General features: G+C 63.3%; 9 protein-coding genes. 4 read left to right on the top strand and 5 right to left on the bottom strand.

The features are described 5' to 3' along the window. The first annotated feature begins 210 nt into the window (after nucleotides 1–210). Together Q3C01_RS34950 and lon are read left to right on the top strand one after the other, a co-directional pair. A complete protein-coding gene (locus Q3C01_RS34950) occupies nucleotides 211–597 on the top strand; it encodes an Hsp20/alpha crystallin family protein (RefSeq protein WP_458149814.1) in 387 nt (128 codons plus the stop codon). Between the two features lie 8 nt (nucleotides 598–605). After that, nucleotides 606–2,990 (top strand): endopeptidase La, encoded by a 2,385-nt coding sequence (gene lon / locus Q3C01_RS34945; RefSeq protein ID WP_458149813.1) that lies wholly within the window; start codon nucleotides 606–608, stop codon nucleotides 2,988–2,990. Nucleotides 2,991–3,227: 237 nt separating this feature from the next. Here the strand turns inward: lon and Q3C01_RS34940 are convergent, their stop codons facing one another. The 3 genes from Q3C01_RS34940 to Q3C01_RS34930 all read right to left on the bottom strand — a co-directional run bounded on the left by Q3C01_RS34940 (nucleotide 3,228) and on the right by Q3C01_RS34930 (nucleotide 5,823). Next, nucleotides 3,228–3,530 (bottom strand): HU family DNA-binding protein, encoded by a 303-nt coding sequence (locus Q3C01_RS34940; RefSeq protein WP_027528369.1) that lies wholly within the window; start codon nucleotides 3,528–3,530, stop codon nucleotides 3,228–3,230. Nucleotides 3,531–3,810: 280 nt separating this feature from the next. Next, the gene (locus Q3C01_RS34935; protein WP_458149812.1) at nucleotides 3,811–5,043 is read right to left on the bottom strand and encodes an acetyl-CoA C-acetyltransferase; all 1,233 of its coding nucleotides are present in this window, start codon (nucleotides 5,041–5,043) and stop codon (nucleotides 3,811–3,813) included. A 138-nt stretch (nucleotides 5,044–5,181) separates the two neighbouring features. Continuing rightward, nucleotides 5,182–5,823 carry a hypothetical protein gene (locus tag Q3C01_RS34930; protein WP_458149811.1) on the bottom strand — a complete coding sequence of 214 codons (642 nt, stop codon included), beginning with the start codon at nucleotides 5,821–5,823 and terminating at the stop codon, nucleotides 5,182–5,184. Between the two features lie 683 nt (nucleotides 5,824–6,506). Between Q3C01_RS34930 and Q3C01_RS34925 the strand changes: the two genes are divergently transcribed. Further along, nucleotides 6,507–8,186: a multicopper oxidase family protein gene (locus Q3C01_RS34925; RefSeq protein ID WP_458149810.1), complete on the top strand. Its 1,680-nt coding sequence runs from the start codon at nucleotides 6,507–6,509 to the stop codon at nucleotides 8,184–8,186. Beyond that, entirely contained in the window at nucleotides 8,173–10,308 is a 2,136-nt protein-coding gene (locus Q3C01_RS34920) for an alkaline phosphatase family protein (RefSeq protein WP_458149809.1), read from the top strand. Before Q3C01_RS34925 ends, Q3C01_RS34920 begins: the two co-directional genes overlap by 14 nt. Before the next feature lie 128 nt (nucleotides 10,309–10,436). Here Q3C01_RS34920 and Q3C01_RS34915 read toward each other — a convergent pair whose 3' ends face one another. Together Q3C01_RS34915 and Q3C01_RS34910 are read right to left on the bottom strand one after the other, a co-directional pair. Continuing rightward, nucleotides 10,437–11,900 carry a GH1 family beta-glucosidase gene (locus tag Q3C01_RS34915; protein WP_458149808.1) on the bottom strand — a complete coding sequence of 488 codons (1,464 nt, stop codon included), beginning with the start codon at nucleotides 11,898–11,900 and terminating at the stop codon, nucleotides 10,437–10,439. A 193-nt stretch (nucleotides 11,901–12,093) separates the two neighbouring features. Then, on the bottom strand, nucleotides 12,094–12,478 hold a 385-nt coding region (locus Q3C01_RS34910), incomplete at its 5' end, for a ribonucleotide-diphosphate reductase subunit beta (protein WP_458149807.1).

The raw sequence follows: 12,478 nt of genomic DNA, 5'->3' as shown, positions 1-12,478 counted from the left end.
ATCAATATATTGATCCCACGACAGATCGGCGCGGACCGCGGCCGCGCTGCTCAGCACGAACTGCGCCGAATGGACCGCAAGCAGGATGCTGAGCCGGCGGGACTAAGAGGAACGATTGCGAAGCGGAGGGGGCGACCGCTACCCGGCAGGCGCGCTGGATTTTTGCAGGGGGCGCACCATATGCAGCCTTTCCATCCCAGAGCCCGCGCCATGCAACCCAAAAATCCCCTCGACTGGATGCTTTCCGAAGCCCTGGAGCAGCTCAATCGCGGCGAGCGGCTGCGCCAGCAGTTCGGCCGCCAGGAGTCTTGTTGGGAGCCACCGATCGACGTGCTGGAGACCGACCGGGAGCTCCTGATCCTCGTTGCCCTACCCGGCGTCGATCCCGACAATGTCGAAACGGTGATCCATGACGGGGTGCTCATCATCTCGGGCCGGCGCACGCTGCCGCCGGAGCTGCGCAACGCGCGCATCCACCGGCTTGAGCTGCCGCAGGGGCGTTTCGAGCGCCGTATTGCACTGCCAGTTGGACGCTATGCGATCAGTCGTTTCGTGATGGACGGCTGCGTCGCGCTACGCCTCGCCAAATCCGCCTGAGGTCGACCATGGCCAACGAACAACAGACCGAGACCACCCTGACCAGCGAAGCCGCAAAAATCCCGGACGACGCACTGATCGTCATCCCCGTCCGCAACATGGTGCTGTTTCCAGGCGTGATCGCACCGATCGCGATCGGGCGGCCGAAGTCGATCGCCGCCGCGCAGCAGGCGCTGCGCGAGCAGCGGCCGATCGGCATCGTGCTCCAGCGCAACCCCGACATCGACGACCCCGCGCCGGACGACCTCTATCGGATCGCGACCATCGCCAACATCGTTCGCTACATCACCGCGCCCGACGAAACCCATCACATCGTCTGTCAGGGCGTGCAGCGCGCACGCATCCTCGACTTCCTGCCGGGGACGCCGTTCCCGGCTGCGCGCATCCAGCAAATTCCGGAGCCGACCACGACGTCACCGGAGATCGAGGCGCGCTTCCTCAACCTGCAGCGCCAGGCGATCGAGGCGATCCAGCTTCTGCCGCAGGTGCCGCCCGAGTTGGTGGCGATGTTCCAGGGTACGACCGCGCCCGGCGCGCTGGCTGATCTCGCCACCGCCTATATGGACATCAAGCCGCAGGACAAGCAGGAGATCCTGGAGACTGTCGATCTCTCCGTCCGCATGGACAAGGTGTCGAAGCGGCTCGCCGAGCGGCTGGAGGTCTTGCGCATCTCCAACGAAATCGGCCAGCAAACCAAGGCGGCCTTCGACGAGCGCCAGCGCGAGGCGATCCTGCGCGAGCAGATGGCGACAATCCAGCGGCAGCTCGGCGAAGGAGATGGCAAGGCGGCCGAGGTCGCCGAGCTGACCGAGGCGATCGCGAAAGCAAAAATGTCGCCGGAGGCAGAAGCCCATGCGAAGAAGGAGCTGCGCCGCTATGAGCGCATGCCGGAGGCCGCCGGCGAAGCCGGCATGGTCCGCACCTATCTGGACTGGTTGATCGAACTGCCCTGGGCGCTGCCCGAGGAGAAGCCGATCGACATCGCGGAGGCGCGCCGCATCCTCGATGCGGACCACTATGGCCTGGAGAAGATCAAGAGCCGGATCATCGAGTATCTCGCGGTGCGCAAGCTCGCGCCGCAGGGCAAGGCGCCGATCCTGTGCTTCGTCGGCCCCCCGGGCGTCGGCAAGACCTCGCTTGGCCAGTCCATCGCGCGCGCGATGGATCGCCCCTTCGTGCGCGTCAGCCTGGGCGGCGTGCATGACGAGGCCGAGATCCGCGGCCACCGCCGCACCTATATCGGCGCCCTGCCCGGCAACATCATCCAGGGCATCAAGAAGGCAGGCAGCCGGAACTGCGTGATGATGCTGGACGAGATCGACAAGATGGGCCGCGGCGTGCAGGGTGATCCGTCGGCCGCGATGCTGGAGGTGCTCGATCCCGAGCAGAACGGCACGTTCCGGGACAACTATCTTGGTGTGCCCTTCGACCTCTCGCGCGTGGTCTTCATCGCCACCGCCAACATGCTGGACTCGATCCCGGGACCGCTGCTGGACCGCATGGAGCTCATCAGCCTTGCCGGCTACACCGAGGACGAGAAGCTCGAGATCGCCACGCGCTATCTGGTGCGGCGTCAGCTCGAGGCCAATGGCCTGACGACAGAACAGGCCGAGATCGAGCCGGAGGCGTTGAAGCTGATCGTCAAGGGCTACACACGCGAGGCCGGCGTGCGCTGGCTGGAGCGCGAGATCGGAAAGGTGTTCCGGCATGCGGCGGTGCAGATTGCCGAGGGCACTGCGACCAAGGTCGCGGTCACGCCGAAGGACATCGCGCCCGTGCTCGGCCAGCCGCGCTTCGAGGGCGAGATTGCGCTACGCACCAGCGTGCCGGGCGTTGCCACCGGGCTTGCCTGGACGCCGGTCGGCGGCGACATCCTGTTCATCGAGGCGACGCGCGTGCCCGGCAGGGGCAGCCTGATCCTGACGGGCCAGCTCGGCGACGTCATGCGCGAGAGCGTGCAGGCCGCACTGACGCTCGTGAAGAGCCGCGCGACCCAGCTCGGCATCGATCCGGCGCTGTTCGAGAAGAGCGACATCCACGTTCACGTCCCGGCAGGCGCCACCCCGAAGGACGGCCCGAGCGCAGGCGTTGCAATGTTCACGGCGCTGACCTCGCTCCTGACCAACCGCACCGTGCGCAACGACACCGCCATGACCGGCGAGATCTCCTTGCGCGGCCTGGTGCTCCCGGTCGGCGGCATCAAGGAGAAGGTGGTGGCGGCCGCAGCCGCAGGTCTGAAGCGGGTGATGCTGCCGGCGCGCAACAAGCGGGATTTCGACGACATCCCGAAGAGCGCGCGCGAGAGCCTCGAATTCATCTGGCTCGAACGGGTCGACGAGGCGGTCGCCGAAGCGCTTGACCCGGCCAAGGCGCAGGTCGAGGCAGCCGAGTGAGAACGGTGATGACGATGGTGTTGAAAAGGACGAAGACGAAGCGGACGGTGCAGCGGTTGCGGCAATGGCTCGATCGCGCGATCGGCCGGCTCCGGGAGCAGATCCCTGCGCCGCGCGGTCAGCTTCGGCCCGTTAGGGTCAAAGCCAGATACCGCAGGGGCTGACCCCTCCGCCTCGCCCCTGCGGCACCTCAAACAAAAGGCCCCCTCTTGTGGAGGGGGCCTTTGCTTTTAGCCGTTAGGCCACGGCGTCCTTGGCGGCCTTCACGGGCCGTGCGCGAACGATCTTCCGGGCCGGCTTGGCCTTGAACATCATCTCTTCACCCGTGAACGGGTTGGTGCCCTTGCGCGCCTTGGTCGCGGGCTTCTTGATGACCACGAACTTGGCAAAGCCCGGCACCAGGAAGAGGCCGTTCTTCTTGAGCTCCTTGTGGCCGACGTCCGTCAAGGTCTCCATGACGTTCTTGACGTCGCGCTTGGAAAGCTCGGTGGCAGTCGCGATCTTTTCGATCAGCTGCGATTTGGACAGTTGGGTTGGCATCGTGTCTCCTCTGATTCGTTGCCGGTTGCATATTAGACCAACCGTTGAAGGCCTATAGCCTTCTGTACAGTTTTGTCGCGAAATTACGGGCTTTTTTGTCCCGCTGTGACAAAAAACCCTGCTTTTTAGCCACTTCCAGAGCGGGTGGTAGCCAAAACAGCGCTTTTTACCTTATTTCAAAGGCCCGCGACGCCCTTGCTAAAGCTGATTCCATGCTCTCGACAAGCGACGAGCGCCCCCTTTGTGCAAGGAGGAGCGCAATTCACTCTATAAAATAAGGCTAAACCCGCTCGATGATCACCGCCGGCGCCATTCCGCCGGCTGCGCACATGGTGACGAGACCGCGCTTCAGGTCGCGCCGCTCGAGCTCGTCGAGGATGGTGCCGATCAGGATCGAGCCGGTGGCGCCGATCGGGTGGCCGAGCGCAATCGAGCCGCCGTTGACGTTGACCTTGGCGCGGTCGAGCCTGAGGTCGCGGATGTATTTTTCCGCAACCACCGCAAAGGCCTCGTTGATCTCGAACAGATCGATGTCGTCGATGCCAAGCCCGGCCTTGGCCAGCACCTTGCGGGTCGCCGGCACCGGCGCGTTCAGCATCAGGGTCGGCGAGTCCCCCATATTCGCCATTGCGACCACGCGGGCGCGAGGCTTCAGCCCGTGCGCCCTGGCATAGGCCGGCGAAGCCAGCAGGATCGCGGCGGCGCCATCGACGACACCAGACGAATTGCCGGCGTGATGCACGAAGTCGATTCTGAGGTCGGGATATTGTTGCAGGATCAGGCCGCGATACGTCGTCCCCTTGTCGTCGAGCGCATAGTCGGCGATCGCAGGGAATGCCGGCTTGAGGCTGCTAAGTCCCTCCATCGTGGTCTGTGGCCGCGGATACTCCTCGTGATCGAGCGCGAGGCTGCCGTCCTCGCGATAGACCGGCACCAGGCTCTTCTTGAAGTGGCCATTGGCCATCGCATGCGCCGCGCGCTTTTGGCTCTCCAGCCCGAGCGCATCGACATCCCTTCGTGTGATACCCTCCATGGTCGCGATCGCATCCGCACAGACGCCCTGATGCGACTGCGGATGCTTTGCGCGCAGGCGCAGATTGCCGGAATCCATCATCATGGGACCGCCGCCGCGCCGTCCCTCCATCGACATCATCTCGCAGCCGCCGGCGATGACGAGGTCTTCCGCACCGGCCATGATCGAAGCCGCGGCCATATTGACACTGGTGATGCCGGAGCCGCAGAAGCGGTCGAGCGTCACCGCGCTGGCGCGCACGTCATAGCCGGCATCGAGCGCCGACATCCGCCCGAGGTCTCCGCTTTGCGTTGCGACCTGCGCGCTACAGCCCCAGACGATGTCGTCGACATCTGCGGTGTCGATGCCGGTGCGATCGGCGAGCGCACGCAGCACGGTCGCACCCAGTTGCTGCGGATGGATGCCGGACAGCGCCCCCTTGCCGGCCTTGCCGACGCCGCGCGGGGTGCGGCAGGCATCGATGATCAGCGCGTCGGTCACGGGCGTTGTCCTTTGTTATCAGTGTTGAGGACGGTTTTGAATCAGGGGCAGAACGGAGTCAATGCGCGGTGGCGGACGCCCTCGCTGCAAAAAGCCGAAAACAACCCCATGCAAAGTAGAACCGCGGGTGCCGATCGGCTAACGATGGACATGCGGCCGCCTGGGCTCGTCGACCGGAGATGCCACATCGGCAACTTCGACGCGTGGCGCCGGCGCCCCTGTGCCGGGCTCCGGAAAATTCAGGACGACGCTCTGCTGATCCCGCGCGAACGTCGCCGCGCGGCCCTGCACCGCCTGCAACGTCCAGCCCTGATGTTCTTCGCCTATTCTCAAACGCAAGCCAGACTTTGAGATCTGGTCGACGAAAATGCCAAGGCTCCGGTCGCCGCCAGTGACGGTGCCCACCAGCGATAGCTGCAGAGGACGCTCCTCTTGCGCCGGCTTCGGCAGCGACGGCGGCTTCGCGACGGCGATCTCAGGCACAGCGGCTGGTGGCGGCCGTCGGGAGGACGAAAACACCGGACGCTCGCGCGTCACGCTGAGACTCTCGAGCGAGACCTCCCACAGCGGATTGCCGCGTCGCGCGCGGCCGCCCGGCTGCTGGGCAGGCGCGCTCGGCACCCAAACGGAAACTGCGGTGGAATCCCCGAACGGCGTTGCGGCCAAATCACCGGCGCCGCGCGCTGCTTCTTCACTGAAATTGTCCGCAGCCAGCGCCGCATTCGGAGCAAGCACGCAGAGCGTCGAGACCAGGAACAGGCACCAGGTCGGTTTCAGCATCGTTGTCCGCCCCGCCATACAGCGCACCCGTGCCGGTATCACCGAGCTGAAACCATTCGCAAATTCTGGCGACCGCGACCCAAGCCAAGCCAAGCATCGTCAGATTCCAGCCGATCGGTTGGCCCAACGCCGTTCCGGTGATTGATCGCGGGCCGGCGTTATTACATGCGACGTGACCTTGATCAAGCAGATCGACCAATCCGACATCGCACGCAAGCATCGACGTCTCTCGCGCAAAGTACACGACGCCGTCGGACGTTGCTTGCGAAGTCTTTCGTCTTCGCCTCCAGCACAGCACTGATCGTCGTCACCTGCCAGATGAGAATTCGGTCGACTGCGATCGCGCGTGTCATCGTCGTGTAAACAACCTGTCAGAGAGCGGGTGATACAAAACACGCGCGTCGATACGACGCAGCGACCGTCATTTTTCCGTCATCCTCAATGAAGCGGGACCGGGTCTATCAATGATTGATTCCGAAGCGCGCTCACTGGGTTGGCTTGGTCGGACCAGCCGAAGTCGATCGACGCGACGATGGTCCGTTGGCGTATTCGCTGTCGTGACCTGGTTCGCGATACTAGGGCTCGGAGCGATCAGCTTCGCGACATTGCTCGGAACCAGCGGACTTACGCAGACTTTGCAACCGCAACGCGACCCCTGTCGGCGACCAACGTCCGGAAGCGCCTTGGAGGAACCGCGGGACCTTCGCAGCAACGACGGGGTCCTGCAGGTCGATCTGGCCATTCACAACAGCAAGCAACCGGACGGCTCGACCCGTTACTGCTACCTGACGCCCGATGGCGAGATGTCGCCGACATTGCGGGTCAAGCCGGGCGATCTGCTGATCGTGCGCTTCAAGAATGATCTCACCGAGCTTGCGCCGGCACGCCCGGTTGCTGATCAGCCGCCAGCGCTGCCGTTTCCGGCGCCGTTGTGTGTGTCGCGAAAGATATCGGATCCGTGCGGCAGCGACGCCATGCGACCGACCTCGGCCAATCTGCACTTTCACGGGCTGACGGCCCCGCCGGTTTGCCATCAGGACGATGTGCTGAGGACCTCGATCCAGCCGGACGATCCGCCATTCGAATATCGGCTGCGCATTCCCGCCGACGAGCCGCCCGGAGTCTATTGGTATCACCCGCATATTCACGGCTACAGCAAGGCGCAGGTGCTCGGCGGAGCGTCAGGCGCCCTGATCATAGAGGGCGTCGAGCGGGCTGCTCCGGAATTGGCTGGACTCCCCGAGCGGGTGTTGGTGATCCGCGACCTCGACCTTTTGAATCCCGACGCACCGCCGGCAAAATCCGAGCCGGTCGTCCCGAAAAATCAGCTCGACAGTGACGGCGACACCACCAACAACGGCACCGGCTTCGGCAGGCCGGCGAAAGACCTGTCCGTCAATTTCCTGCCTGTGCCTTATCCCGATTATCCGCCGGCATCGCTAGAGATGAAGCCGGGCGAGCGACAGCTTTGGCGCGTTCTCAACGCCTCGGCGATCACCTATCTGAATCTCGCACTCGTGTTCCGGCGCGCGCCGCAACCGCTCGGCATCGTCGCCATCGATGGCGTGCCGATCCATTTCAACGGCAGCCCGGCGCGCTCGGTCGAGTGGGTCAATCATATCGGCGTGCCCCCCGGCTCCCGCGTCGAATTCATCGCCGAAGGCCCACCGCTCGGCGTGCCGGCGCTGCTCGTGACGCGAACGGTCGATACCGGACCGGCCGGTGAAAACGATCCCAACCGCGCGCTCGTGTCGATCACGGCGGCGGCCGATGCGCCCGAACCGCAATCGAGGCTGCCGGCAAATCCGCAGCCGCTGCCATTAGTCGCTCGCCCATGGATCGGAGATGTTGCGCCAGTGCGCGTCAGAAAACTGTACTTCTCCGAGCAGCCGGCCAATCCGGACGATCCCAACAGCCCGGTGACGTTCTACATCACCGTGGACGGCGAAAAGCCCAAGCCGTTCGACGCCGGTTCCGACGTTGCGGACATCGTCGTCAAGCAAGGCGACGTCGAGGATTGGATCATCGAGAACCGCTCGACGGAGCTGCACGACTTCCACACCCACCAGCTTCACTTCGAGCTGCGCGAATGGTCGGGCATGCAGGTCAACGAGCCGTTCGTGCGCGATACCGTCAACGTCCCTTATTACAACGGCCGCATGCTGCAATATCCGAGCGTACGGCTGCGCATGGATTTTCGCGACCCGAACATCGTCGGCACCTTCGTCTATCACTGCCACCTCCTCGAGCATGAGGACAACGGCATGATGGGACGCATCCGTGTCGAGCCGACCGACACCGCCGTTTCCACCCAGTCGTCAGGTCAACAACTTACCAAGGGAGCGCAGAATGAGTTTAAATAGACGCAAGTCACGTTTGCTGGACAGTTGCCGCATCGGGCTGAGTGCACTGGCGATGGGGCAATTTTGCCTGAGTCCAGTGCTTGCCGGCGGCGCGCCGTCCTCCGCCGATCACTACACGCGGTCGCCGATCAAGCACGTCATCGTCATCATCGGCGAGAACCGCAGCTTCGACCACGTGTTCGCGACCTACGTACCGAAGGAGCGCCGGAACACCGTCGACAACCTGCTCTCCAGGGGCATCATCAAGCTCGATGCCAACAAGAACGCGGTCCCCGGCCCCAACTTCGAACAGGCGCATCAGCTGGCTGCAAAGGACATCGGTACAAAGGATGCGTTTCTGCTGAGCCCGCCGAAGCAGACCTTCCCCAACGATCAGCTGCCGGCTCCGCTGGTCGGCGGACCCCAGGTCTCCTACATCCCCAACAAGTGCGGCAGCACGCCGATCTCGCAGTGCCAGGCGAGCCTGACGCTCGCGCAGCAAACGGAAACCGGGTTGGACCCGAGCTACTATTCTTCACTGTTGACCGGCGGCACCGGCCAGACCTCGAAAACGCCGGACCAGCGCATCACCGCCGTCAACAGCCTGCCGGCCGGCCCGTTTCAGCTGACCAACGGCAACACATTCCCCTACGAGAGCTACGCAGCGAGCCCGGTGCATCGCTTCTACCAGATGTGGCAGCAATTGAATTGCGGTAAGGGCTCCGCCAGCCGGGACAATCCCTCGGGCTGCACCGGCAATTTGTTCGCCTGGGTCGAAGTGACCGTCGGTGCCGGTGCCAACGGCGCTGCGCAGCCGGAGACCTTCAGCACCCAATATGCGCCAGGCGCAGTGACCACGGGAGAAGGTTCGACCGCGCTCGGCTTCTACAACGTGCAAAAGGGTGACGCGCCCTATTTCACGAGCCTGGCGGACAAGTACGCGATGAGCGACAACTTCCACCAATCCGTCAACGGCGGCACCGGCGCCAACCACATCATGTTCGGCCATGCCGACGCGCTCTGGTTCAGCGACTCCGACGGCAAGCCGGCGGCGCCGCCGAACGGGGTTCAGGTCTTCGGCGGCACCCCCGATGCCGGTGTCGTCCATATGATCGAAAACCCCAATCCGGCGTCCGACACCAACAACTGGTACACCGAGGATGGTTACGGCAACAGCTATAACTCCGGCTATCCGCCGCCGTTCTCTGTCTCGCCGGCCTCCGGCGGCGGCTCGTACAGCGATTGCTCCGATCCCAGCCAGCCCGGCGTCAAGCCCATCACGGATTATCTCAAGTCACTGCCTCACCCGATTGATCCCCACTGCGAGCCCGGCCACTATTATCTGCTGAACAACTACAATCCCGGCTGGTTCGGCAACGGCAAGAACGCCTACATCGACCATAATCCGTCGAATACGCCGTTCACCATTCCGCCGTCGTCGACCCGCAGCATCGGCGACCTCCTCAACGACAAGAACATTTCGTGGAAGTACTATGGCGACCAGTGGGACAACTACGTCGACGATCCGTACCAGCTCAATTGGGGCGCGACGGGTCCGACCGCGGATGAATACTGCAACATCTGCAATCCGTTCCAGTACGACACGTCCATCATGTCGCATCCGGACCAGGTTGCCGAGCACCTGCACGACTCGACGAAACTGTATGCAGATATTTCCGCTCGGACCCTGCCTGCAGTCTCGATCGTCAAGCCAAGCGGCTTCGTCGACGGCCACCCGGCGTCCTCTAAGCTCGATCTGTTCGAAGGCTTCACCAAGAAGATCGTCGATCAGATCCAGGCTTCGCCCTACGCGCACGACACCGCCATCTTCATCACCTTCGACGAAGGCGGCGGCTACTACGACTCGGGCTACGTGCAGCCGCTCGACTTTTTCGGCGACGGCACTCGCATTCCGCTGATCGTGGTGTCACCGTTCGTAAAGCCGGGCCATATCTCGCACGACTACGCGGATCACGTCTCGATCATCAAATTCATAGAGCGCAATTGGCAGCTGCCGACGATCACGCATCGCAGTCGCGACAACTTCCCGAACCCGGTCGCCGAGTTCAGCAATCCCTATGTTCCCCTCAACAGTCCGGCGATCAGCGATCTCTTCGACTTCTTCGAGTTCGCGGACCACTGAGAGCCGGGATTCCCGGAACATTAGTCAGCCTGACGATCATCAAATGATGGCGGCCGCCCTTCACGGGCGGCCGTTGCTTATTGGGGATCAACTAACGGATCGACGGCAAGGGAGATAAGGGAGACAGATCACACCCCCGCTGCGTTCTTGGCGATCACATTGCGGTAGAAGCTTGCGCTGAGCTTTGGCGTGCGGACCTGGGTCTCGAAGTTCACGTGATAGAGGCCGAAGCGCTTGTTGAGGCCGTAGATCCACTCGAAATTGTCCATCAGGCTCCAGAGGAAATAGCCGCGGACTGGCACGCCCTCCGCGGTCGCGCGCTCGAGCTGGGCGAGGTAGTTGCGCAAATACATGATGCGGTCGGTGTCGAAGATCTTGCCGTCGGCGGTGACCTCATCGTCGCCGGACGTGCCGTTCTCGCTGATATAGATCGGGCCCGTCTTCCAGATCTTCGCCGCCAGCTTCGGCACCCAGTAGATCGTCTCGGGGCCGACGCGCAGCCAGTCCGAATTCATGTGCGGAAACGATTTTGGGATCGGCAGCAGCGAGAAGCCGGCGCCCTTGTCGGAGGCCACGACGTAATGCTGCGGCGCGTAGATGTTGAGGCCGAGGAAGTCGATCGGCGAGGAGATGATCTTCAGCTCCGCATCGGTGTATTTCGGCGCGTTGGGCCCTGCGAATTTCAGGAAGGCGTCGGTGTATCTGCCCTCCATGATCACGTTGAGATAGCTCGCGTTCAGCTCGCGAAGCGCGATCTCGGTGGCGCGGACGTTCTCGGGCGTGTCGATCGCTGGAATGCAGGCATCGATGTTCTCGGCGGGCCCAACCCGGGTGCCCCGGCGGCCGGAGCTGCGGACCGCCTGCACCGCGAGCCCATGCGCCAGCGCGGTGTTGTGCCTGACCTGGTTCACCTCGGCTTCCGATAGCGTCAGCCCCGGCGCGTCGATGCCGATGCCATAGCCGAAATAGACGAACCTGCCGCTCTCGTTCAGCGTGAACACGTTCTTCACGCGATCGGTCAGATGCCGCGCGACATAGCTTGCATAGTCGCCGAACGCCTTGCAGGTCTCGGCCGAGCGCCAGCCGCCGAAGCGATCCTGCAGCGATTGCGGCAGGTCCCAATGATAGAGAGTGAGCCACGGCTCGATGCCGTTTGCCAGGAGCTCGTCGATCAAGCGATTGTAGAAGTCGAGCCCCTTCGGGTTGGGCTTGCCGTCGCCGTCCGGAAAAACCCGCGGCCAGGCGATCGAGAAGCGATACGCCTTGCAGCCGAGCTCCTTGATCAGCGCGATGTCGTCCTTGTAGCGATGGTAATGCTCATTCGCCCGGTCGCCATTGGTGCCATCCTCGATCTTGCCGGCCACGCGCGTAAACGTGTCCCAGATCGAGACCCCTCGCCCGTCCTCGGCGACCGCACCCTCGACCTGGTAGGACGAAGTGGCGGTGCCCCAGAGGAAGCCCGGCGGAAAGCCTCCCGCCGGGCGCGGCGCGGCTGCCGGTTTTCCCTCGACGGATTGTCCGGGGGCCGCGATCCCCGCTGCGGACAGCCCCGCGATCTTCGCAAACTGACGACGCGAGACCTTGTCCGACATGGGTTCTGTTCCACTTCCATTCGTTTCGGACCGGCACAATGGAGGGTCAGGGCCGATTTGAGAAGTGGCAGTTGCATGTGAGCCCGTTGGCAAACTGCAGACAAGAACCGAACCGTCCTCCCTCCCCCTTTCTGGAAGTGAGTGCAGCATTCCCGGAAAGTCACCCTCATCCCCGCTTGGAACGCGTGCGGCTTCAGTCCCAGCTCAGCGCTCCCCCGTTCTGGTATTCGATGACGCGGGTCTCGAAGAAGTTCTTCTCCTTTTTAAGGTCCATCGCCTCCGACATCCAGGGGAACGGGTTCTCGACCACGGCGAATACGGGCGGCAGACCGATCTGCGCGCAGCGTCGGTTCGCGATGAAGTGCATGTATTGTTCGCACAACGCAGCGTTCAGGCCGAGGAAACCGCGCGGCATCGTATCGCGACCATAGGCGGCCTCGAGCTCGGCTGCCTCCCGGATCATGCCGCGGACCTCCTCCTGAAACTCTGGCGTCCACAAATGCGGATTCTCGATCTTGATCTGGTTGATCACGTCGATGCCAAAGTTCAGGTGAATGCTCTCGTCGCGCAGGATGTAC

Source organism: Bradyrhizobium sp. UFLA05-109 (assembly GCF_054185165.1).
Note: the sequence above shows the minus strand (reverse complement) of the source record. Positions and strands in the feature narration are given on the sequence as shown.